Raw genomic sequence first — 22,829 nt, 5'->3', positions numbered from 1 at the left:
CTGGGCACGTACTGCGGGAGCCGTGACCTACGTCTTTATGACCGTCCGGCTGAGAGGGCTTCAGAGCCGACCGCTTGACCTGATCCGGCTAGTACCGGCGTAGGGAAGGAAACAGATGGCAGAAGCCATTCACGCGGATGTTGCCGTTATCGGCGGAGGCGTCATCGGACTGGGCATCGCCCACCAGGCTCGGAAGCTGGGCCGCTCCGTAGCACTCATCGATCCGGCACCCGCCACCGGTGCGACATTTGCTGCTGCCGGAATGTTGGCGCCCGTGAGCGAGCTGCACTACCAGGAAGAAGACCTCCTGGAGCTCATGCTCGAGTCATCCCGGTTGTGGCCTTCGTTTGCCGGCGGCCTTCACCGGCCTGTGGAAGATACCGGATACCGCACGACGCCGACCCTCGCCGTGGGTGCCGATGCCGCCGACCGCCGCGCGCTCGCGGACCTTCGCACCGTCCAGCTCGCGGCGGGCCTGGGGGTCGAACCGTTGCCGTTGCGGACCGCCAGGGAACGCGAACCGCTCCTTAGCCCGCAAATTTCCTGTGCCTTTGATATACCCGCCGATCACCAGGTGGATCCACGGAAGCTGGCGGAGTGCCTCATGGCAGGGCTGGCCGCGCATTCATCCGGCGATGGCACGTGGGTAGGCGGCGCCAGGGAAGGATTTGCCGTTGCAGAGTCCGCGCACGGCCTGTTGTGGGACGGGGACCAGGTAGCCGGAGTGGAGCTCGAATCCGGCAAATCCGTCGTGGCCGGCGAAACCGTGGTGGCCAACGGGCTGGGCGCCCCCGCGCTCGCCGGCCTTCCTGAGGGTCTTGAACTTCCGGTCAGGCCGGTCTACGGGGACATCCTCAGGCTTCGGGTCCCCGCGCACCTCCAACCGCTGCTCACTGCCACTGTTCGTGGCATGGTCCGCGGGGTGCCCGTTTACATCGTTCCCAGGGACGACGGAACCGTAGTCATCGGAGCTACCCAACGGGAGGACGGCTTGTCGGCGGCCTCCAACGCAGTCTCTGCCGGCGGGGTTTACCAGCTCCTTAGGGACGCCCAGGTATTGGTTCCCGCGGTGGCCGAACTTGAACTCCTGGAAGCAACTGCGCGCGCCAGGCCAGGGACTCCGGATAACGCTCCGTTGCTGGGCCGCGTAGCCGGTTCAAGCGGGGACATCGCAGGCCTGGTGGTGGCCACCGGGTTCTTCCGGCATGGCGTCCTCCTGACCCCCGCGGCCGCCATGATCGTGGGGGAGCTGCTCACCGGTTCCCCTGATCCCCGCTGGTCCATCTTCCGGCCCGACCGTTTCAGTGCAACCGCGCGTCGCTCTCAACTCCACAGCAAGGAAACAGTATGAACATCAAACTCAACGGCGCCGTCCGCCAGGTGCCCGCCGACGCCTCCGTCAGCACGCTCGTCACGGCCGTCACCGGCCGCGTACTCGACCACCGTGGACAGGCGGCCGACGGCGGGAAGCTGGGTGTCGCCGTCGCCCGCAATTCCGAGGTGGTGCCGCGCAGCCAGTGGGCGGCTACTCCGCTGGCCGACGGCGATGAACTCGAACTCGTTACCGCAGTACAGGGAGGCTGAACCATGACCACAGCAAGCACCGAAATCCGTACTGACGCCTTGGTGATCGACGGCGTCGAATTCGGGTCCCGCCTGATCATGGGAACGGGAGGTGCGCCGAGCCTGGACGGGCTCGGAGCCGCGCTCCTGGCATCCGGAACCGAGCTCACCACCGTGGCCATGCGACGCTATTCGCCGGCCGAAACCGGTTCGCTGTTCCAGCTGCTGGTGGACAACAACATCCGGGTCCTCCCGAACACCGCAGGCTGTTTCACGGCGAAGGACGCCGTGATGACGGCGGAACTGGCACGCGAGGCGCTGGAGACCGACTGGGTCAAGCTGGAAGTCATCGCGGACGAGCACACGCTGCTCCCTGACGCTGTTGAACTGGTGGACGCCACCGAGCAATTGGTGAACCGCGGCTTCAAAGTGTTCGCCTACACCAACGACGATCCCGTGCTTGCCCTCCGCCTCGAGAACCTCGGCGCCACGGCAGTCATGCCGCTGGGCTCGCCCATCGGGACCGGCCTGGGCATCCTGAACCCGCACAACATAGAACTCATCGTGTCCCGGGCCTCCGTGCCGGTGGTGCTGGACGCCGGGATCGGAACAGCTTCCGACGCCGCACTTGCCATGGAACTGGGCTGTGACGCGGTCCTGCTGGCGACCGCAGTGACCCGCGCGCAGAACCCTGTGCAGATGGGTCAAGCCTTCAAACACGCCGTCATCGCCGGTAGGCTGGCCAAACAGGCAGGCCGGATTCCGCGTCGTGAGCACGCCTTGGCGTCCTCGGCCATGGAAGGCCGGGCGGAGTTCCTCTAAAGCCGGGTTTCTCCCGGGCCGGGTTCCCCGCAACGAAGGAGCAACCATGGTTAACAGGAAAGAACCGGTGCCCCCGGCAGCGGTCGAAGCCGCTCTCAAGGACCTCCCGGGGTGGAAGCTCCAAAACGGCCTCGTAACCGTTTACAAGACGTCGACGGCGGCCGAGGCTTTGGCCCTCATCGCGGCCATTGGACAGATCGCCGAAGAGCAGAACCACCATCCGGATCTTGACTGGCGGTACAACAGGGTCTTCCTGCGTTACGTGTCCCATGACGCCGGCGGACAGGTAACCCAACGCGACCTTGCTGCTGCCGCCTCCGTAAGTGAGGCAGCATCGGCCACGGGTGCCCTCGCTGAGCCGGGTCGCTATCCGGGCGCCGAGGGCCCTTAAACAGCAGTGACCATCACCCGTGGGTGATGGTCACTGCTGTTTTTCGAGCCTAGAGCCGCAGGGCCTTGGTCAGCGCCTCAGTATCATGCTTGGTGCGGGTCCGTCCCAGATAGACCACAATGCCCGCTGCCGCTGCACTTCCGAGCACGATTGGCAGGACCCAGGGGATCCATGTCGCGCCCGGCTGGTAGCCCAGTCCGGCACTGATGAAAGCAATCCAGCTCAGGGTGCCAACAGCGGCCGCAATGCCTGCGGGCAATGCAATCCCGTACCTGCTGTGCCGCTTATCGGTGGCCCACACGATGAAACCGGCAGCAACGGTGGCCAGAACCACGATGACAAGTGAAAGCATGAGACTCCTTAGCGGACGAAGGCGGGACGGTGAACGCTAGAGGGCGCCGAAGCCGACCCGGCGGACTTCCTCGGCGCCGATTTCCACGTATCCCAGCACGTTGCCCGGAACGATGACCTGGCGGCCTTTCTCATCGGTAAGCCGCAGTTCCGAGCCCTTGGACACGGCCTCGGCCACGATCTTGGCTACGGCGTCAGCGTCCAGGGCGGATTCGAGCACAATTTCACGGCCAACGTTCTGAATGCCGATCTTTACTTCCACAGCAAGGCCTCCAAGCCAATCAAGTGTTAAGTCAGTCCTCTATTTGTAGCCTAGGACTCTTTGGGGAATCGACTGATTCCGCGCCAAGCTAAACGATAGATCAGATCGCTGGCGACATCGAGGTCCAGGTTTCCGTCCGTTTCAAGCCAATAACGGGCGCTGACCTGGGCCATTCCTGCCAGGCCGCGACCCAGGAGCTGGGCTTCGAGGGGCGGGAGTTTGGTGTCCTCGGCAATGACATGGGCGACGGCGTCGGCGAACGTCTTGTTGAACGTCTCCAGACGGGAGCTGACATCGGGATCGTTGATGAGGTCGGACTCAAACACAAGGCGGTGCGCCTGGTCGTCGTCCGCAATGAACCTGTAATAGGCGCGCATGACGGCCTTGACGCGCTCCTTGTTGTCCGTGGTGGAGTTCAGTGCACCGAGCATCAAATCCGTCAGGGTTGCCAGATGGCTGTCCAGGAGCGCCATGTACAGCTCGCGTTTGGACGGGAAGTGCTGGTAGAGCACCGGCTTGCTGACGTGCGCAGTTTCTGCGATCTCGTCCATTGCCGCGCCGTGGAAGCCGTTGGAGACGAAGACTTCCAAGGCGGCGTTCAGCAGCTGTGCCCGGCGTTCGTCCCGCGGCAACCTTGGTGAACGAGGTGAACCGGTCCGTTCCTGCTTTGCGGGTGCCCCATCGTTTGCCCGTGTGCCGTCAGCCACAGTCTGCCGCCTTTCCTTTGCAGTTATGACCACTCTACCGGTGGGTAATATGACCGGGCGGCATCGGCAGGCATACATTGGGGTATGGCCTCAATTGTTGCTGCCCACTCCGCTGCGCCCACCGTCCTGCCGCCCCTTGTCGAACCGGCCGCCGAGCTCTCGCCGGCCGAGGTTGAGCGGTACTCACGGCATCTCATCATTCCGGAAATCGGAGCCGTGGGCCAACGCAGGCTCAAGAATGCGAAGGTTCTTGTCATTGGCGCAGGAGGCCTTGGCTCGCCCGCCCTGCTTTACCTGGCCGCCGCCGGCGTGGGAACGCTGGGGATCGTCGACGACGACGACGTCGACCTCAGCAACCTCCAGCGCCAGGTCATCCACGGAGTCAAGGATGTAGGCACCCCCAAGATCGAATCGGCCCGCCGTGCAATCGCGGAGCTGAACCCCCTGGTCAACGTGGTCCTTCACAACATCCGCCTGGACTCCTCCAACGCATTGGAACTCTTCGCGCAGTACGACCTCATCCTTGACGGCGCGGACAACTTCGCAACCCGGTACCTGGTCAATGACGCTGCTGCGATCCTTGGCAAGCCCTACGTGTGGGGTTCCATCTTCCGTTTCGATGGCCAGGTCAGCGTTTTCTGGGCCCAGCACGGACCCAGCTACAGGGATCTCTACCCCGAGGCCCCTCCGGCAGGCTCCGTGCCGTCCTGCGGTGAGGGCGGCGTTTTCGGCATGTTGTGCGCGGCGGTCGGCTCGCTCATGGTGACAGAAGCCGTAAAGCTGATTACCGGCGTCGGACGTTCCTTGCTTGGCAGGGTGGCGCTGTTCGACGCCCTTGGCGGCAGCTGGCGCGAGATCAAGGTGTCCAAGGACCCGGAAGCCGAGCCCATCACGGAACTGACCGACTACGAGGCATTCTGTGGTGTGACACCCGCTGCCGCCACGGACCAGGACCACACCGTGACCGCGACCGAACTTGCCCGGATGCTGGCCGAGCGCGAAGCGGGGGAGCGGGACTTTGAGCTCGTCGACGTCCGCGAATCCGGAGAGCACAGCATTGTGAGCATCGACGGTTCGGTGCTCATTCCGCAGGGCCGGATCCTGTCCGGCGAGGCGTGGGTGGAACTTCCGCAGGACAAGGACATCGTTTTCCACTGCAAGGCGGGCACGCGCTCGGCAACGGTGCTGGAAGCCGCACAGAAGGCCGGCTACAGCCGCGTCAAGCACCTCGACGGCGGTATTCTCGCCTGGGTGCGGCAGGTGGAGCCCGCCAAGCCCGTGTACTGACCATTGCCCGTATCCCGGCTTCTCTGGGAAGCTCAAGCATGAGCGAAGAACGGACACAAACAGAACAGCGGCCCCTCGGCTCCGGGTTTGGACACGGAACCACGGCCATGGAGGTCATCGACGGAATCAACCTGCGCGGCAAGTCCGCCATCGTCACGGGTGGCTATTCCGGGCTTGGGCTGGAGACTGTGCGTGCCTTGGTCGCGGCAGGGGCAGAGGTGACAGTACCCGCCAGGCGCCTGGAGCACGCCCGTTCTGTACTGGCGGACGCTGGCCTGTCCGCGGACGTCCAGGTGGAGCACATGGACCTTGCCGACCAGGACAGCGTCAAGGACTTCGCCGCGCGATACCTGGCTGACCACAACAAGCTGGACATCCTGATCAACAACGCTGCCATCATGGCCAGCCCGGAACAACGGGTCGGGCCGGGATGGGAAGCCCAGTTCGCGACGAACCACCTGGGGCACTACACGCTGGTGAATCTGTTGTGGCCGGCGTTGGTGGCCTCAGGCGGTGCGCGCGTCGTGTCGTTGTCTTCCACAGGCCACAAGCTCTCTCCGGTCCGGTTCGACGACTTCAACTTCAGCACTTCCTATGACAAATGGCAGGCCTATGGCCAGGCCAAGACTGCCAATTCCCTCTTGGCGGTGGAACTCGACCACCTCGGCCGAGGCTCTGGCGTACGGGCCTTCGCGGTCCACCCCGGTGGCATCATGACCGAGTTGCAGCGGCACCTGCCCAAGGAAGAAATGGTGGCAGCGGGCTGGATGGATGCAGAAGGCAACGTCCGCGAAGGATTCAAGACCCCTGAACAAGGTGCGGCGACGTCCGTGTGGGCTGCCACCTCGGAGGCCCTCAATGGCAAGGGTGGCGTCTACTGCGAAGACTGCGATATAGCCAAACCCACTGACAAGGAGTCTCCCTTGGCCCGCTACCAGGGAGTGGACGCCCACGCCGTCGACAAGGCGGACGCAAAGAAGCTTTGGGCGTTGTCGGCAGAGCTGACGGGGATAAACGCTTTCGCGTAGGCCGGGTGTGGCTCAGGCGCTTTCAGAACGTAGCTGGTCGTGGTCCACGGGGCATTCCGTGGCCGCGGCCGCTGCCTGCGGTTGCTCCACCTGGATGCCGTACAGGGCCTCAAGGGCTGCGACGTAATCGTCTTGCTGGCCGTTGGCCGCGAGCTCGCGGGCTCGGACCGTGGGGATGTGGAGGAGCTGCTTGACCATGCGCCGAAGGGCGAACTCCACCTCCTCGGCGGCAGCGGTGCAGCCGTGCCGGGCGCGTACCTTCTCCATCTCGGCGTCCAGGACGTTCATGGTGTGGCGGCGCAACGCGACAATGGCTGTGTCGACGGAACGGGCTTCGCGTTCGGACTCGAAGGAGGCGGCAGCGCCTGTGACGATTGCGCTGGCTTGGGACAGCGACTCCGCCTGCTCCTGTGGTGCGGCGAGCCGAACCGACTCAAGGGTCAGCAATTCGACGCCTTCCAGTTCACCAACTGCGGGATCAAAATCGTGGGTGAGGGCAAGGTCGATGGCAATCAACGGCTTGCCCGAGTTGGCGCGGACACGCTCAAGGTCCGCGGCTTCGACCCGGTTGTCAGAGCCACTGCAGCCGATCATGACGTCGGCGGCGGCCACAGCAGCGGGGAGCGTGTCGGCGTCGAGCGCGTTGCCGCCGCGGGTGGCGACGAAAGCTTCGGCGCGGCCGGAAGAAGAATAGACGGAGATGTCCGTGCAGCCGCGTTCCCGCAGGAGGGACATGGTGGCACCGGCATAGGCGCCCGTTCCGAAGACCACGACTTTCTTGGTGGACCAGTCGTCATTCTCGGCAAGGTCCGTCGCGAGGTCCAAGGCCACGGAGACGATGGACAGGCCGCGGGAACCGAGGGCGGTCTGTGCGCCAACGTCCTTGGCTGTCTTGGATGCAGCCTGGAAGAGCCGAACAAGCCCGGAGCTCGCTGTCCCTTCCTGCTGGGCTGTGATGAGTGCCCGGCGTACTTGGCCGGCGATTTCACGCTCACCCACCACGGCAGAGTCCAACCCGGCGCTTACAGCGAAGAGGTGGCGGGTGACCTCGGGACCTGTGTGGGTAGCGAAGGAGCGCGAGACGAGTTGTTCGTTGAGTCCGCTGAGCTCGCTGATCTGGGAAACGAGGGCGGAACGGGCTGCTTCGAGGTCAGCCCCGTTGGCCGTTTCGCCGTAAACCTCGTAGCGGTTGCAGGTGGCGAGTACCACCGCTCCGGACACCACGGGGGAATCAGTCAGGGCTGCCGAGGCAAGCCCAGAGGAACCGTTGCTCAACTGAGCGACGGTTTCGAGGTCGATGTCGGCGTGTGTAGCCACCAATGAGAAAAGAACCACAGCACCCCAATCATAGCTTTTTCGTAGCCCGGTAGAACAATATGGCGCCGTGGGGATCCCCACGGAGGCCGGTGATCCGCGACACAACTGCCTTCGCCGGGCTGACGTGACAGTTTGTCGTTATCTTTTGTCCCGGATTTTCGGCACAATCAAAGGCATGACTTCTAGCACGGCAGCATCCAAGAGTACGGCCTCCAACTCCCCGGCGGGTAGCCTCGACGCCAACCACCCGCTGAAGGACGGCCGGACCTCGGACTCACCGTTGATCACGGCCTACCGTGGCGGCAAGCCCTCACGCAGGCCGGTGTGGTTCATGCGCCAGGCGGGCCGTTCCCTGCCCGAATACCTCAAGGTCCGCGAGGGCGTTGCAATGCTGGATTCGTGCTTGAGGCCGGAGCTGGCATCCGAAATCACGCTTCAGCCCGTTCGTCGCCACGACGTCGATGCCGCCATCTTCTTCTCGGACATCGTCATCCCCTTGAAGCTGGCAGGGGTCGGCGTGGACATCGTTCCGGGCGTTGGTCCGGTCCTGGACAAGCCGGTGCGAACCGCGGAGGATGTCGCTGCTCTTCCCAAGCTGACGTGGGAAGCCCTGGAGCCCATCCGCGAAGCCGTCCGCCTTACTGTTGCCGAGCTCGGCACGACGCCGCTCATCGGATTTGCCGGCGCCCCGTTCACGCTTGCCGCCTACATGGTTGAGGGCAAGCCTTCCCGCGACCACCTGGGCCCGCGGACCATGATGCACGCCGACCCTGAGACCTGGACCGCGCTGGCCAACTGGGCTGCCGACGCGTCCGGACTGTTCCTCCAGGCACAGCTCGAAGCGGGTGCTTCCGCAGGCCAGCTCTTCGACTCCTGGGCCGGTTCCTTGGGTCTGGCCGACTACACCAAGTACGTTGCGCCGGCTTCGACCCGTGCGCTGGACCACGTCCGCGGGCTTGGTGCGCCGTTGATCCATTTCGGAACCGGAACCTCCGAGCTCCTGGTCGCCATGCGTGATGTCGGCGTGGATGTTGTCGGCGTCGATTACCGACTGCCCCTGGATGAAGCCAACCGGCGCCTGGGCGGGACGGTTCCATTGCAGGGCAACATCGATCCCGCGCTGCTTTCGGCACCCTGGGAAGTGCTGGAGGCGCACGTCCGGGAAGTCATCGCTGCCGGCGCCGGCGCCCCTGCGCACGTGCTCAACCTTGGCCATGGAGTACCGCCGGAAACCGATCCCACCGTGCTTACCCGCGTTGTGGAGCTCATCCACTCGATCCCCGCCAAGTAGGGCACGTGCGCGGCGGACACTCAACGCCCAAACAACTCGCGCCGGAAGCCAGGGCAGTGGTGGTGGGCGGCGGAATCTCGGGGCTCCTCGCAGCGCGGGAACTGGCCATGGCCGGCACTTCCGTCACCGTGCTGGAAGCGACCGGAGCGTGGGGAGGCTGCGTCGGGGGCCACGTAGTCGCCGGTCTGCACCTGGACAGCGGAGCGGAGTCCTTCGCCACGCGGTCTCCGGCGGTGGCCGACCTCGCGCGTGAACTCGGCCTGGCGGAACAGATCGTGGCTCCCCACCCGGGAGGGGCCTGGGTACAGCTGCCTGACGGTCCGCAGGAACTGCCCAAAACAGGTGTGCTGGGAATTCCCGCGAATCCGTGGGACCCGGAAGTCCGGCGTTCACTGGGATTCGTGGGAGCAGTGCGAGCTTCCCTTGACCGTTGGCTGCCGGCATCGGTGGGGACATCCTCCGAGGTCACCAGCGTCGCTTCGCTGGTCGCCGCCCGGATGGGCAAGAAAGTACTTGACCGGCTTGTCTCGCCCGTGGTGGGCGGTGTCCATTCGGCCGATCCTGCTCTCCTGGACGTTGATATGGTCGCGCCGGGACTTCGGGCGGGTCTGCGCAAACACGGTTCGCTTGCCGCAGCGGTAGCCGCGCAGCGGAAATCCGGCATCGCGAAAACCGGCAGCGGCCGGTCCGGTAGCGGTCCGGCGAAGGCGGGCTCCGCCGTCGCCGGCCTTATAGGTGGCATGAACACCCTGGTGACCGCGCTGGTAGCCGACCTCCGGGAACGGGATGTGGACCTGGTGCTCGACAAGCGCGCCGAGGACGTGATGAAAACCCGCGCCGGCTGGCGGGTCACCGCCGGAGGTTCGACGTACGACGCCGATCGCCTGGTCGTTGCGCTGGACGGTCCGGCCGCCGTTGGGCTTCTGGAGAAGTCCTTGCCTGAGTTGGCCGCCTTGCGTCCCGCTCCCGGACCGCTGGTGAGCCTGGTGACCCTGGTTGTGGATCTGCCGGAGCTGGATAGTCGTCCGCGCGGGACCGGCATCCTCGTGGCGCCGCAAACCCCCGGGATCAAGGCCAAAGCGCTGACCCACGCCACGGCAAAGTGGGATTGGCTGGCCGAAGAAGCAGGGCCGGGCACGCATGTCCTGCGTCTTTCCTATGGCCGGCGCGAGGAAGCCGGCGGGGGAGCGGACCTTGTTCTGGATGACGAATCCCTCCTGGCTGCATCCTTGGCGGACGCCTCGGCCCTGCTGACGGTGCCGGTGACCAGTGCAGACGTCGTTGATTGGGATGTCGTGCGGTGGGCTGGGGCGTTGCCTTTTGCCGCCGTCGGTCATAAACAGCGCGTAGCCCAGGTCCGGGAGGCTTGTGCCGCAGCCGACGGCCTGGTGGTCGTCGGCGGTTGGTTGGCCGGGAATGGCCTGGCTGCGGTGGTGGCGGACACGCGGCGCCAGCTCGCCCAAGGAAGCGCGGAAGAACCTTCGTTTCCGTGATTTGCGTCACTTCTACGGCTTGTAGAACTGATCCGTTTCGACTTAGCGGCTGGCACGGGGCAAACTTGAACCATGAGCCACACTTCTGTCGAATCTGTCACTAAAACTGCTGAAACCGAAGAGCAGTTCTTTACGCTCTGGACTGTATTCAAACGCTCGGCCGACGTCCTGCGCAGCGGCGATGCTGCCCAGGAATTTGAAGCCCTGGTCGAAAAACTTGCCGCCGACGGCGTAGTCCTGCGCGGCAGCTACGACGTCTCGGCCATGCGCTCGGACGCCGACATCATGGTGTGGCTCCATGGAGCCAAGCCGGAGGACCTGCAGGCCGCCGTCCGCTCCATCCGCCGCAGCAAACTCTTCGCCGGAACCGAGATCGTCTGGTCCGCCATGGGCGTGCACCGCGAAGCCGAATTCTCCAAGAGCCACGTCCCCGCTTACGCCCGCGGGGTTGAGCCCAGCACCTGGCTCTGTGTCTACCCGTTCGTCCGTTCCTACGAGTGGTACATCCTGCCCGCCGAAGAACGTGGCGCCATGCTGCGGGAGCACGGCATGCTGGGCCGGGAATTCCCCCAGGTCATCTCCAACACGGTCTCCTCCTTCGCGCTGGGTGACTGGGAGTGGATACTCGGCCTCGAAGCACCTGAACTCGTAGACCTCGTGGACCTCATGCGCCACCTCCGCGCAACTGACGCCCGCAACCACGTCCGCGAAGAAATTCCGTTCTACACCGGCCGCCGCGTCACCGCAGCGGAGATTGCAGAGGTCCTGGCATGAGCACGCCCGTTATCTCCACCGACCTGAACGAAGTGACCGAACGTGGTCGCCAGGAACCCCGAAACTACGATGCCGTATTGCTCGCATCCTTTGGTGGTCCCGAAGGCCAGGAAGATGTCATTCCCTTCCTGCGCAACGTGACCCGGGGACGCGGAATCCCCGACGAGCGGCTCGAAGAGGTTTCCCACCACTACCGCGCTTTCGGTGGCATCAGCCCCATCAACCAGCAGAACCGTGAGCTGAAAGCCGCCATCGAGGCTGAACTGGCCAACCGCGGTATCGAACTGCCGGTCCTGTGGGGGAACCGCAACTGGGACCCGTACATCGCGCCGGTCCTGCAGGACGCCTACGACGCCGGTCATCGCCGTATCCTGATGCTCACCACCAGCATCTACTCCTGCTACTCCAGCTGCCGCCAGTACCGTGAAGACATCGGCATTGCGCTGACGGAGACAGGTTTGGACGGCAAGCTCCAGGTGGACAAGATCCGCCAGTACTTCGACCACCCTGGCGTGGTCCAGCCCTTCCTTGAGGGGACTGCCGCCGGCTTGGAAGAGATCCGGGGAAAGCTCGCCGCTGCCGGGGAAGCCGACCCGGACTCGAAGATCCGCGTCCTTTTCGCCACGCACTCCATCCCCACGCGTGACGCCGAGGCCGCCGGCCGCTCCGAGGACGAGCCCCGCGAATTCGCCGAGGGCTCCGCATACGCCGCCCAGCACCTGGCCAACGCCAAAGCCATCATGGATGTCGTGGCACCCAACGTCGCCTGGGATCTTGTGTACCAGTCACGCTCCGGTGCACCGCACATTCCGTGGTTGGAGCCGGACATCAACGACCACCTTGAGGAGATTGCGCCCCAGGGCGTCCGCGGTGTAGTCATTGTTCCCCTCGGTTTCGTGAGCGACCACATGGAAGTTGCCTGGGACCTGGACACCGAAGCACTGGAAACCTGCAAGAACCTGGACATTGCGGCAACCCGTGTTCCCACACCGGGCACGCACGCCGCCTTCGTTTCGGGACTCGTGGACCTCATCTGCGAACGGACCGTGGACAACAACATCGCAGACCGTCCGCATGTCACGGACCTGGGCCCTTGGTACGACGTGTGCCGGCCTAACTGCTGCGAGAATTTCCGCGGGGCCAAGCCCGTCATTTCCGAAGCCGGAACCACGATCGGAACCCGCCACGACCCCTATCCAGCGTCGGAGGCAGCCAAGTGACCGTGCGCATCGGCACCAGGGCGAGCAAGCTGGCCCTGACGCAGACGCAGCAAACCGCCGACAAACTGGCTGCGGTTGGCGGCTTCCCGGTGGAGCTTGTGCACATCAGGACCGAGGGCGACGTCAAGACCGGGTCCCTGTCCCAAATGGGTGGCACCGGCGTCTTTGTTGCCGCGCTGCGTGATGCTTTGCTGGCCAACAGCTGCGATGTTGCCGTCCATTCCTTGAAGGACCTGCCCACTGGCGCTGCAGTAGGCCTGACCATCGCCGCCACGCCGCAACGCGTGGACGTCCGGGATGTCCTGTGTGCCCGCGATGGCATGACGCTCGCTCAATTGCCTGGAGGCGCCAAAGTAGGCACCGGGTCTCCCCGCCGCGCAGCGCAACTCCGGGCCGCCCGCCCGGATATTGAGGTGCTGGATATCCGCGGCAACGTTGATACCCGCCTGGGCCGCGTGCCGGGACTTCCCGGAAATCCGACGGATGAGGTTGTCCCCGGCAAAACGTGCGACCTCGATGCCGTCGTGCTGGCGGCCGCCGGCCTGGAACGCATCGACCGGCTGGACTCGGTGAGCGAGTTCTTCGAGACGGACGTGATGCTGCCTGCACCCGGACAGGGCGCACTGGCCATCGAATGCCGCACGGACGACGCCCCCCGGCGGGCTGGCAACACCGAGGGTTCCAACGGCGTGCTCGCACAGGCCCTGGCGGCATTGAACGACGACGACACCCGTCTTGCCGTGACAGCGGAACGTGCCGTGTTGGCCCGGCTCGAGGCCGGCTGCGCAGCTCCTGTTGGCGCCTATGCCTTCCGAAAAGGCAGCATGCTGCACCTGGAGGCCGTGGTATGCGCCGTTGACGGCACCAAGACGGTCCGCGAGAAGAAGGCTACCGACGGCTTGACCGAAGTGGGAGCTACGTTGCTGGGCATTGAAGTTGCTGAGCTTCTCCTGGCTGCGGGTGCCGCGGAGATCGCGGATCTTGCAGCGTCCTGAGTCAGCAAACCCCTGGCCCGAAATCCCGGACCCGTTAAACCCAGGCCCGGGAAAACCAGCAGTGCTGGCCGGTCGGCGCATCCTGATCACCAGGAGCGCGGACCGGGCCCAGCCGCTGGCGGACGCCCTGGGCGACCGTGGCGCGGAGCCGCTGGTGCTGCCGTTGATCGATTTCGAACAGGCACGTGACCAATCCGAACTCGACACCGGTCTGGACAGGCTTTCTGCCGGTGGCTTCGACTGGCTGGTCATCAGCAGCATCACCACGGTGCGGGTCTTGCTGGAAAAGGCAGCCGGGCGCGGCTTGGCCATCGCAGAGCTGCTGCCCGCCGGGACCAAAGTGGCCACCATTGGCCACTCATCCCGCCAGGTTTTGGAGTCCGTAGGGCTCGTCGTTGACTTGGCGCCGACTGACGTCCAGTCCGCCGAGGGGCTGTTGCAGGTGTGGGAACCAGCGTCGTCGCGGGTTTTCCTCCCACAGGCCGACATCGCAGCGCCAAGGCTGAGGGAGGGTCTGGCCGCGAAAGGAGCGGACGTCACCGCAGTTGTTGCCTACCACACGGTGGACTATCCGGCCCGCGAAGAAGTGCGCGTGACCGCGGAGGTTCCTGCCGCCGTCGTGAATTCAGACGCCGTGCACTCCACCCGAGTCATAGCGGCCGTCCTGGAACCCGCCGATGCCCGAAAGGCGATCGACGCCGGGACCGTGGACGCGGTTGTTGCTGCCTCGCCCAGTGCCGCACGGCGGATCGCCGCCTTGTTTCCGTCCTTGGGTACGTGCCGTTTCATCGCGATCGGACGCCCGACGGCGGCAGAAGCCTCGCGGCTCCACCTCACCGTGGCTGCTACAGCCAAAGAACCAACCCCGGACGGCATCGTGGCCGCCCTCGAATCTGTTTTCGCCAACGAAGGGAACCCGCAATGAGCTTTCCGAACCATCGTCCCCGCCGCTTGCGCACCACTGCCGCGATGCGCCGGCTCACAGCAGAAAACAGGTTGGCTCCGGCCGACCTGATCCTTCCGGCGTTCATTCGTGAAGGCCTCACGGAACCGAGCCCCATCAGCTCCATGCCCGGCGTCGTCCAGCACACCACCGATTCGTTGAAGCGCGCAGCCGCCGAAGCTGTGGAACTGGGCGTGGGCGGCATCATGCTGTTCGGCGTACCTGCGGTCCGCGATGCCCGGGGCACAGCCTCCCTCGATCCCGACGGCGTCCTGAACAAAGCCATCCGCGACGTCAAAGCCGAAGTCGGCGATGACCTGGTGATCATGGGCGATGTCTGCCTGGACGAATTCACCGATCACGGCCACTGCGGCGTGCTGGATGCCGAAGGCTACGTGGACAACGACGCCACCTTGGAGATCTACGGCCGGATGGCCGTAGCACAGGCGGAAGCAGGTGCGCACGTGCTGGGCCCGTCGGGCATGATGGACGGCCAAATCGCCGTCATCCGCCAGGCTCTGGAGGAATCAGGCAACAAGAACACAGCGGTGCTGGCTTACGCCGCCAAATACGCGTCCGCGTTCTACGGCCCGTTCCGTGAGGCTGTCGATTCCCAGCTCAAGGGCGACCGCCGGACCTACCAGATGGATGCGGCCAACCGCCGGGAGGCCATCCTGGAAGTGGAGCTGGACCTCGAAGAAGGCGCGGACATGGTCATGGTCAAGCCGGCCATGAGCTACCTGGACATCCTGGCTGACGTGGCTGCCATGAGCCCCGTGCCGGTCTCGGCCTACCAAATCTCGGGCGAGTACGCCATGATCGAAGCGGCTGCGGCCAACGGCTGGATCGACAGGCGCGGCGCCATTACCGAATCCGTGCTCGGGATCAAGCGTGCCGGAGCCGACACCGTCCTTACTTATTGGGCCTCCGAACTGGCAGGCTGGCTGAAGGAGTCCTGATGACATCCGTTTCCTCCGATCCCACGGCCCCGGTTGCGGCGGACCAGATACTGCTCGGCGTCAACACCTTCGGCGATGCGGGACTCGACGCCGACGGGAACCCCAAGGAGCACGCCCAAGTCCTGCGCGAACTGCTGGAGGAAGCAAAGCTGGCTGACGCCGTCGGAATCCATGCCTTTGGCGTGGGAGAACACCACCGCCGCGATTTCGCGGTGTCCGCGCCCGAGGTCTTCCTGGCCGCGGCAGCGGCGGTGACCTCACGCATCCGGCTGGGCTCCGCCGTGACCGTGCTCAGTTCGGATGACCCCATCCGCGTCTTCCAACGATTCGCCACTGTTGACGCGCTGTCCAACGGACGGGCAGAAGTGATGCTGGGGCGGGGCTCGTTCATAGAGTCCTTCCCGTTGTTCGGACTGGACCTGGCTGACTACGAGGTCCTTTTCGAAGAGAAGCTGGAACTCTTCGACAAAGTGCGGGCGCAGAAGCCCGTGCACTGGGAAGGGCGCACCAGGCCGAACGTCAACGGGCTGCAGGTGTACCCGAAGCTGCAGCACCACCTGCTGCCGGCCTGGATCGGCGTAGGCGGAACCCCTGAATCAGTGTTGCGCTGCGCCGAATACGGTTACCCCATCATCTTCGCGATCATCGGGGGAGAACCGCGCCGCTTTGCGCCCTTGGTCAACCTCTACCGCGAAGCCATGGCCAAGTACGGGCACCCCATGCGCCAGATCGCGACGCACTCACCGGGATTCATCGCCGATACCGACGAGGCCGCCCGCGAGGAGCTCTTTCCGCACTGGCTCGAACAGCGCAACCGGATCGGAGCCGAGCGTGGTTGGGGTCCGGGAAACCGTGGCGAATTTGATGCCATGTGCGGCCCTGAAGGTGCGCTCTACGTTGGCTCGCCGGAAACCGTGGCGCAGAAAATCGCCCTGCTCAAGCGGAACCTGGGCGTGGATCGCTTTGACCTGAAGTACAGCAACGGGACGTTGCCCCACCAATCCATGATGCGCTGCATCGAGCTCTACGGCACCGAGGTGGCTCCGCGGGTTGCCGAGCTGCTGGCTTCGGCCTGAGCCATCTCCACCTCCGGGCGGCACGACCCGCCTCGAATCACTGAAAGAATAGGAACCATGACGTCAAACACCCCTGTGTCCGATCAGCTCTTCGACCGCGCACGGTCCCTGATGCCCGGCGGCGTGAACTCGCCCGTGCGCGCCTTCGGCTCCGTGGGGGGAAACCCGAAGTTCATGGTGTCCGCCAAGGGTGCCTACCTGACCGATGCCGACGGGCAGGAGTACGTTGACCTGGTATGTTCGTGGGGCCCTGCACTGCTGGGCCACGCGCACCCGGCCGTGCTCGACGCCGTCCACGCTGCCGTGGATAGGGGACTGTCCTTCGGTGCGTCCACCCCGGACGAAGCCAATCTGGCCGAAATCGTCAAGGAGCGCGTCTCCGCCGTCGAGCGCCTGCGCATGGTGTCCACGGGCACCGAGGCGACCATGACCGCAGTGCGCCTTGCCCGCGGCTTTACCGGCCGCAACCTGATCATCAAGTTTGCCGGTTGCTACCACGGCCACCTGGACGGTCTGCTGGCAGCGGCAGGCTCCGGCGTCGCAACTTTGGCATTGCCGGGATCCGCCGGGGTCACCGAGGCTACCGCGGCGGAGACTTTGGTGCTGCCGTACAACGACCTCGACGCCGTCGAGGCCGCGTTCGCTGCGCACGGCAGGAACATCGCTGCCGTCATCACCGAAGCGGCGCCCGCCAATATGGGTGTTGTCACCCCCGGCGAGGGCTTCAACGCCGGGCTGTCCCGCATCACCAAGGAACACGGTGCCCTGCTCATCCTCGACGAGGTCCTCACGGGATTCCGCACCGGCTACGCCGGCTACTGGGGACTGACAGGCCGCCAGGAAGGTTGGGCCCCGGACCTGCTCACCTTCGGCAAGGTCATCGGCGGTGGAATGCCGACGGCGGCACTCGGCGGCCGTGCCGACGTCATGGACTACCTCGCTCCCGTGGGCCCGGTGTACCAGGCCGGCACCTTGTCCGGAAACCCTGTGGCCATGGCAGCGGGCGTCGCGACCCTGAGCCATGCAACTCCCGAGGTCTACGCCTACGTGGATGCCCGATCACTGGAACTCTCAGCCGCACTGTCCTCCGCGCTGGACGCTGAAGGGGTGGACCACTCCATTCAAAGGGCAGGCAACCTGTTCTCCGTTGCTTTCGGTACCTCGGCCCACGGTGTGCACAACTACGACGACGCCCAAGGACAGGAGAGCTTCCGCTACGCGCCGTTCTTCCACTCCATGCTGGACTCGGGTGTGTACCTGCCGCCGTCGGTTTTTGAGGCCTGGTTCCTGTCCGCGGCCCATGACGATGCCGCGATGAACCGCATCATCGAAGCCCTCCCTGCCGCTGCGAAGGCGGCTGCCTCGGCCTAGTCCGTCCGATGCCCCGGGCAGTTGCGACCGGCATTTACGGTCTGCAATTGCCCGGGGCATTGCCGTGCCCGCTCAGGGTAGGCTCGTAAGTGGAAACCCAACCCCAACGAATTACGGTTTACCATGCGCAAGTCCCACACAATTGCATCCCTCAGTATGAGCATCGTCGCCGCTGGAGCCTTCGTCGCCATCGCGTCAGGCTGTTCAACCGGGACAGGATCGGGCGGGCCATCGTCCGCAGCGGGAACGTCGCAGGCGCCCGCCTCATCGCAGCCAAGCCCGGCGACGGCAACACCCTCCCCGGCGACTACCGCTGCACCGGCACCCACGGCCGGGACCCCGTCACCTGCCGAGCAACAACTTGCGGCGTTAAGCCTTGAGCAGCGTGTCGGGCAGCTGTTCATGGTGGCGGCCAAGGCTACGGGCGCCGAGCCGGGCACCATGGAAGCGCTGAAAAAATACCATGCAGGGAACGTGTACCTCAGCGGGCGAAGCAAAGCCGGCACTTCAGCCACGGCTGCCGTCGTTTCCTCGCTGACCGGGACCGTTTCGCCGGCGACCACCGGCGGTGTTCCCCTGTTTGTCGCAACTGACCAAGAGGGCGGATTTGTCCAGGTTCTCTCCGGGCCAGGGTTCTCCACCATTCCCACAGCCTTGGTGCAGGCAGCATCGGGTCCGGCGAAGATTCGGGCCGATGCCGCGGTGTGGGGGAGGGAGCTTCTCGGCGTGGGAGTCAACGTCAACCTTGCTCCTGTTCTGGACACCGTGACCAGTGCTCAGTTTGCACCCTCCAACGGTCCCATTGGCCATTTCCAACGTGAGTACGGCTTTGCGCCGGAGACGGTCTCGGAGCTGGGAAACGCCTTCGCCGCTGGCATGAAGGACGCAGGGGTAGCGCCGGTGGTGAAGCACTTTCCGGGTCTGGGACGCGTTGTGCCAAATACCGATGTCACCAGCCATGTGCGGGACAGCGCTACAACCCGCACCGATCCTGCCCTGGGGCCTTTCAAGGCAGCGGTCGCGTCGGACACCAAATGGGTCATGATCTCCAATGCCTATTACGACAAAATCGATCCCGCCAATATCGCACCGTTTTCGCCCATGGTGATGGACACGATGCTGCGCGGAGATATCGGATTCAAGGGCATTGTCCTGTCGGATGACCTGTGCAGCGCGGCTCAGTTGGAGGCTTGGTCAGATGCCGACCGTGCGCTGAGCTTCTTTGGTGCCGGAGGAACCATGCTGGTCTGTGCTGATCCCACCAGCATTCCGGCGATGCACCAGGCTGTAGTGAAGAAGGCCCAGGCGGACCCCGCCTTCCGCGCCAAGGTGGACGCTGCCGCCCTGACGGTGCTGCGGATCAAGAACGGTCAGTAGGACCGGCGCACGAGCAGTAAAAAAGCCCCGCCCTTCCAGTGACGGGCATTGGCATGATCGTCGGGAAGGGCAGGGCTTCTCTGCAGTTCGGCTTGAGTACTTCCGGGGTCAGAGAACGTCCGAAAGGAAGCCTTGGAGGCGTTCCGTCTGCGGGTTGGTGAACAGTTGCTCAGGGGGACCGGACTCCACCACCACGCCGGCGTCCATGAAGGTCACGATGTCGGAGACGTTGCGGGAGAAGCCCATTTCGTGGGTTACCACCACCATGGTCATGCCTCCCTTGGCCAGGTCGGTCATGAGGGCGAGGACGCCCTTCACCAGTTCCGGGTCAAGAGCGGACGTGGCCTCATCAAAGAACATGACCTCTGGCTTCATGGCCAGTGCACGGGCAATGGCAACACGTTGCTGCTGACCTCCGGAGAGGTTGGCAGGACGTGAATCGGCCTTGTGCTTCAAGCCCACAAGGTCGAGCTGGGCCAGGGCTTCATCGCGGGCCTGCTCCTTGGACATGCCGCGGAGTTTCCGCAGGGCCAGGGAAATGTTCTCGGCCACTGTTTTGTGCGGGAACAGGTTGAACTGCTGGAAGACCATGCCGATGCGGCGGCGAAGCTCGTCGGGATTGTCCTTCAGCACCGAACGGCCATCCAGAAGGATGTCGCCTTGGTCCGGCTCGATCAGCCGGTTCATGACACGGAGCAGTGTCGACTTACCCGAACCGGAAGGTCCGATGACCGAGGCCGTGGTGCCCTTCTCAACATGGAGGTCGATACCGCGCAGCACATGGTTGCTGCCGAACGACAAATGGATGTTCTTCGCGGTCAGCGTCCCTGAAGCGAATTCACTCATGCCTGTGCTCCTTTTCCAACCACTGCGGCTGCCTCATCCGGTTCCTTCTTCTCCGGGCGGCCGGCGCGCATGCGGGCATCGATCCAGTTCACGAAGTGCGTGAGCGGGATCGTTAGTGCCAGATAGAAGATCGCTGCTGCAACGTACGGTGACAGGTTGCCGCTGTTGGCTGCGGCATCCTTGCCGATCTGGAAGATTTCCCGCTCGGTCGCCAGCAGGCCAAGCATGAAGACCAAGGACGATTCCTTGATCAACGCAATGAACTGGTTGACCAGGGCCGGAAGGACGCGGCGGATACCTTGCGGCACCACTACCAGGCGCATGGAGGAGCCGTAGCTGAAGCCGAGCGCCCGCGTGGCCTCGAGCTGGCCCTTGTCAACGCTCTGGATACCGGAACGGAAGATCTCGCCGATGTACGCGCCGGACATCAGCGACAACGCCGCGATGGCCATGGGGTACGGGCTGGTGGATCCGGTGAGTTCGCGAATGATCGGACCGAAACCGAAGCCAATCACCAGGATGGTCAGCACTGGCGGGAGCCCGCGGAGAATGTCCGTGTAAATGCGGGCTACCCACCGTGCTGCCGCGTTCCGGGAAATCCCCATCAGGGCAAGCAGCATCCCGAGGGCGGTGCCAATGATGCCCGAGACGACAGCCAGGACGATCGTGTTGGGCAGGCCAACGGCGAACATCTTGGGAATGACTTGGCCCATCGCCTCCCAGTCAAAGAAGGTATCGGCTAATTGATTGAGGATATCCATGGAACGCCTTGGTTACTTGGCCGGGAGCTGGACGGCCTTGCTGCCCGGCTTCCAGCCCTGGGGGGTCTGCTCTGCGGCAGTCGGACGGTCCTTGTACCACTCGGCCGTGAGCTTTGCCCAGGTGCCGTCAGCAATGACAGCATCCAGGCCGGAGTTCAAGGCGTCGATGAGCGGCTTGTTGTCCTTGTTCACGGCGTAGGCAGTGAAGTTCTGGGTGTTGACAACCTTCTCGGCGATCTTGGTGTTGTCGCCTTCCTTGACCTGGCCTTCGGCCTGCTGCGACGGGGCAACCCATGCGTCGATCTGGCCGTTCTTCACGTTGCCGTAGACGGTGTTGTAGTCAGGGAAACGTACCGGCTCGATCTTGAGGGTGTTCGTCATGTAGTCGTCCTGGACCGTGCCCTGGACAACGCCGATGCGGAGGCCTTCCTTGATGTCGCCGAAGCCGGTGATCTTGGAGTCGCTCTTGGTCACAACGGCCATGTAGCCGAAGTCGTAACCGTTGGTGAAGCCAACAGTCTTGCGGCGGGCGTCAGTGGTCGAGATCGAGGAGGATCCGACGTCGAACTGCTTGTTGCCCACCTGGGACAGCAAAGCGGAGAAATCGGTGGAAGCGAACTCGACCTTGAGTCCAAGCTTGTCGCCGATGGCGCGCAGGAGCTCGTTGTCGTAACCGGTGAACTTGCCGGAAGGATCGATGAAGATGTTCGGCGGGGCGTCGGACAGGGTGCCTACGCGGATGGTGCCGTCGGTGATGAGGCCGAGCTTGGACTTGTCGATCTTGTCCAGGGGAGTAACGTCGGCGGTAGTGAAGCTGTCCAGCGACTTCTGGTCGCTGCCGGCGAGGGCGTCAGTGGCAGTTCCGCTGGGCTCGGAGCTTCCTCCGCCGCATGCTGCCAGGGAAATCACCAGGGCTGCGGCCACGGGGGCAACAGACAGCCACTTAGGGGCTTTGAATTTCATGAAGAAAATCACTTTCATCGGGTCACGGAGACGTTTCGCGGTGGGCGGGGAAACGGCAGCAATACAAAGGTTGGCTGTCCTAGCAGACTTCAACCCGCCAAACTTAATTATGTCACCAGCCCACAAGGGCGCCGTGAATCGAAGAAATGGTTGCTCACCCTCGATTTTCCCGAAGATCGTTCCCGTTGGAGCTGAATAGCAAGCTGACTGTTCCGGTTATGGCTCCGCGGGTGGAATTCACGCCTGAACTACGGGGCACCCGGGGGTTCCCGAAAAACGTGTGACATGCGTCGCAGAAAGCCTTTACCGGGGCCGGGGGCTAGAAACCGCCGCGGCTGGCGTCCACCGGAGGAAGCACTGGCCACTCACCCTCAATGACGGCAGTGGGCTTGCTGCGGCGCAGGTACTGCTGGAAATCCGCGGCCTGGGATGCGGCCCAGTCTACTTGCAGCTGGTGCAGCTTGGAGGCCGGCATCTGGAGTTTGGGAAACTTGCCGGCCATGGCATCCAGCACCCGGAGCGTGGCGAGGGCGTCGGCGGCAGAAGTATGTGCGTTGGTCAGATCAACACCGTACTCCTCGCACAGGGCGGTCAGTGTGCGCTTGCCCTTGCGGTACCGGTCAACCTGCTTGTTCATCACATAGGGATCGAGCACAGGGAAGCGGCTCAGCTGGGGAACGCCGTAGCGGGCGGATTCGGCCGCCAAGACGGTGAAGTCGTAACTGGCGTTGAAAGCGATAACCGGAGTTCCGGCGTCGAACAGTTCCTGGAGTACCCCGGCGACCTCGCGCGTGACCTCCGCCGCCGGCCGCCCTTCCGCCCTTGCCTTCTCCGTGGTGATGCCGTGCACTTCGCTGGCTTCAGCGGGGATCTCCACGCCCGGATCCGCCAGCCATTCGTGTTCCGCGATGAGTTCCCCGTGGTCGTCCACCACGGTAATGGAAGCGGTGACGATCCGTGCGGAACGGGAGTTCTTCCCAGTGGTCTCGAGGTCGAATGCGGCGCGGGAGAGGGTGTTCCAGGAGCTCATGG

24 protein-coding genes and 1 riboswitch are annotated in these 22,829 nt (G+C 64.3%); of the genes, 16 read left to right on the top strand and 8 right to left on the bottom strand.

The annotated features are described in order from the left end of the window. The first annotated feature begins 3 nt into the window (after positions 1-3). A riboswitch (TPP riboswitch) is annotated at positions 4-123 on the top strand. From thiO to PYR64_RS12610, 4 genes are all read left to right on the top strand, one after another. Beyond that, positions 116-1,351 (top strand): glycine oxidase ThiO, encoded by a 1,236-nt coding sequence (gene thiO / locus PYR64_RS12625; RefSeq protein WP_275775522.1) that lies wholly within the window; start codon positions 116-118, stop codon positions 1,349-1,351. (Overlaps the previous riboswitch by 8 nt.) After that, entirely contained in the window at positions 1,348-1,584 is a 237-nt protein-coding gene (gene thiS / locus PYR64_RS12620) for a sulfur carrier protein ThiS (protein ID WP_018776520.1), read from the top strand. The genes thiO and thiS overlap by 4 nt, the downstream gene beginning before the upstream one ends. Positions 1,585-1,587: 3 nt before the next feature. Next, the gene (locus PYR64_RS12615; RefSeq protein ID WP_039242222.1) at positions 1,588-2,385 is read left to right on the top strand and encodes a thiazole synthase; all 798 of its coding nucleotides are present in this window, start codon (positions 1,588-1,590) and stop codon (positions 2,383-2,385) included. A gap of 46 nt (positions 2,386-2,431) precedes the next feature. Then, complete coding sequence (locus PYR64_RS12610; RefSeq protein ID WP_189075201.1) at positions 2,432-2,776, top strand: 4a-hydroxytetrahydrobiopterin dehydratase; 345 nt, start codon at positions 2,432-2,434, stop codon at positions 2,774-2,776. A gap of 49 nt (positions 2,777-2,825) precedes the next feature. Here the strand turns inward: PYR64_RS12610 and PYR64_RS12605 are convergent, their stop codons facing one another. From PYR64_RS12605 to PYR64_RS12595, 3 genes are read right to left on the bottom strand one after another with little or no spacing between them, the layout of a single operon-like run. After that, a complete protein-coding gene (locus PYR64_RS12605) occupies positions 2,826-3,128 on the bottom strand; it encodes a membrane protein (RefSeq protein ID WP_018776517.1) in 303 nt (100 codons plus the stop codon). Between the two features lie 36 nt (positions 3,129-3,164). Then, positions 3,165-3,389, bottom strand: a complete 225-nt coding sequence (locus PYR64_RS12600) for a DUF3107 domain-containing protein (RefSeq protein ID WP_018776516.1) — start codon at positions 3,387-3,389, stop codon at positions 3,165-3,167. A gap of 50 nt (positions 3,390-3,439) precedes the next feature. Then, entirely contained in the window at positions 3,440-4,174 is a 735-nt protein-coding gene (locus tag PYR64_RS12595) for a TetR/AcrR family transcriptional regulator (protein ID WP_218670569.1), read from the bottom strand. A gap of 6 nt (positions 4,175-4,180) precedes the next feature. Between PYR64_RS12595 and moeB the strand changes: the two genes are divergently transcribed. Beyond that, the gene (moeB, locus tag PYR64_RS12590) at positions 4,181-5,383 is read left to right on the top strand and encodes a molybdopterin-synthase adenylyltransferase MoeB (protein ID WP_110503886.1); all 1,203 of its coding nucleotides are present in this window, start codon (positions 4,181-4,183) and stop codon (positions 5,381-5,383) included. A gap of 38 nt (positions 5,384-5,421) precedes the next feature. After that, positions 5,422-6,411: an SDR family NAD(P)-dependent oxidoreductase gene (locus tag PYR64_RS12585; RefSeq protein WP_275775521.1), complete on the top strand. Its 990-nt coding sequence runs from the start codon at positions 5,422-5,424 to the stop codon at positions 6,409-6,411. A 12-nt stretch (positions 6,412-6,423) separates the two neighbouring features. Here the strand turns inward: PYR64_RS12585 and PYR64_RS12580 are convergent, their stop codons facing one another. Continuing rightward, on the bottom strand, positions 6,424-7,746 hold the full coding sequence (locus PYR64_RS12580) for a glutamyl-tRNA reductase (RefSeq protein ID WP_018776512.1): 1,323 nt from the start codon (positions 7,744-7,746) through the stop codon (positions 6,424-6,426). 157 nt (positions 7,747-7,903) lie between these two features. Here PYR64_RS12580 and hemE point away from each other — a divergent pair, with 157 nt between their 5' ends. From hemE to PYR64_RS12530, 10 genes are all read left to right on the top strand, one after another. After that, complete coding sequence (gene hemE, locus PYR64_RS12575) at positions 7,904-9,019, top strand: uroporphyrinogen decarboxylase (protein ID WP_275775520.1); 1,116 nt, start codon at positions 7,904-7,906, stop codon at positions 9,017-9,019. 5 nt (positions 9,020-9,024) lie between these two features. After that, positions 9,025-10,512 (top strand): protoporphyrinogen oxidase, encoded by a 1,488-nt coding sequence (hemG, locus tag PYR64_RS12570; protein WP_275775519.1) that lies wholly within the window; start codon positions 9,025-9,027, stop codon positions 10,510-10,512. A gap of 72 nt (positions 10,513-10,584) precedes the next feature. Beyond that, positions 10,585-11,286, top strand: a complete 702-nt coding sequence (gene hemQ, locus PYR64_RS12565; protein ID WP_018776509.1) for a hydrogen peroxide-dependent heme synthase — start codon at positions 10,585-10,587, stop codon at positions 11,284-11,286. After that, entirely contained in the window at positions 11,283-12,506 is a 1,224-nt protein-coding gene (locus PYR64_RS12560) for a ferrochelatase (RefSeq protein WP_110503889.1), read from the top strand. The genes hemQ and PYR64_RS12560 overlap by 4 nt, the downstream gene beginning before the upstream one ends. Further along, complete coding sequence (hemC, locus tag PYR64_RS12555; RefSeq protein ID WP_275775518.1) at positions 12,503-13,501, top strand: hydroxymethylbilane synthase; 999 nt, start codon at positions 12,503-12,505, stop codon at positions 13,499-13,501. Before PYR64_RS12560 ends, hemC begins: the two co-directional genes overlap by 4 nt. A gap of 61 nt (positions 13,502-13,562) precedes the next feature. Further along, positions 13,563-14,426 (top strand): uroporphyrinogen-III synthase, encoded by an 864-nt coding sequence (locus PYR64_RS12550; RefSeq protein WP_064721660.1) that lies wholly within the window; start codon positions 13,563-13,565, stop codon positions 14,424-14,426. After that, positions 14,423-15,403, top strand: a complete 981-nt coding sequence (gene hemB, locus PYR64_RS12545) for a porphobilinogen synthase (protein WP_018776505.1) — start codon at positions 14,423-14,425, stop codon at positions 15,401-15,403. The genes PYR64_RS12550 and hemB overlap by 4 nt, the downstream gene beginning before the upstream one ends. Then, entirely contained in the window at positions 15,403-16,479 is a 1,077-nt protein-coding gene (locus tag PYR64_RS12540; protein ID WP_275775516.1) for an LLM class flavin-dependent oxidoreductase, read from the top strand. Before hemB ends, PYR64_RS12540 begins: the two co-directional genes overlap by 1 nt. A 57-nt stretch (positions 16,480-16,536) precedes the next feature. Next, positions 16,537-17,850, top strand: coding sequence for a glutamate-1-semialdehyde 2,1-aminomutase (gene hemL / locus PYR64_RS12535; protein ID WP_018776503.1), 1,314 nt, complete (start codon positions 16,537-16,539; stop codon positions 17,848-17,850). 156 nt (positions 17,851-18,006) lie between these two features. Continuing rightward, positions 18,007-19,227, top strand: coding sequence for a glycoside hydrolase family 3 N-terminal domain-containing protein (locus PYR64_RS12530; RefSeq protein WP_275775515.1), 1,221 nt, complete (start codon positions 18,007-18,009; stop codon positions 19,225-19,227). A 108-nt stretch (positions 19,228-19,335) separates the two neighbouring features. On the opposite strand, the gene PYR64_RS12525 is transcribed toward PYR64_RS12530, so the two are convergent. From PYR64_RS12525 to PYR64_RS12510, 4 genes are all read right to left on the bottom strand, one after another. Then, positions 19,336-20,073: an amino acid ABC transporter ATP-binding protein gene (locus PYR64_RS12525; protein ID WP_018776500.1), complete on the bottom strand. Its 738-nt coding sequence runs from the start codon at positions 20,071-20,073 to the stop codon at positions 19,336-19,338. Beyond that, positions 20,070-20,834 (bottom strand): amino acid ABC transporter permease, encoded by a 765-nt coding sequence (locus tag PYR64_RS12520; RefSeq protein ID WP_018776499.1) that lies wholly within the window; start codon positions 20,832-20,834, stop codon positions 20,070-20,072. Before PYR64_RS12520 ends, PYR64_RS12525 begins: the two co-directional genes overlap by 4 nt. 12 nt (positions 20,835-20,846) lie before the next feature. Next, positions 20,847-21,797, bottom strand: coding sequence for an ABC transporter substrate-binding protein (locus PYR64_RS12515; RefSeq protein ID WP_026266960.1), 951 nt, complete (start codon positions 21,795-21,797; stop codon positions 20,847-20,849). Between the two features lie 319 nt (positions 21,798-22,116). Beyond that, on the bottom strand, positions 22,117-22,827 hold the full coding sequence (locus PYR64_RS12510; RefSeq protein WP_026266959.1) for a 3'-5' exonuclease: 711 nt from the start codon (positions 22,825-22,827) through the stop codon (positions 22,117-22,119). Between the last annotated feature and the right edge of the window lie 2 nt (positions 22,828-22,829).

The organism is Paenarthrobacter sp. Y-19, from assembly GCF_029223985.1.
In the GTDB taxonomy this organism is placed as follows: Bacteria; Actinomycetota; Actinomycetes; order Actinomycetales; family Micrococcaceae; genus Arthrobacter; species Arthrobacter nicotinovorans.
Note: the sequence above shows the minus strand (reverse complement) of the source record. Positions and strands in the feature narration are given on the sequence as shown.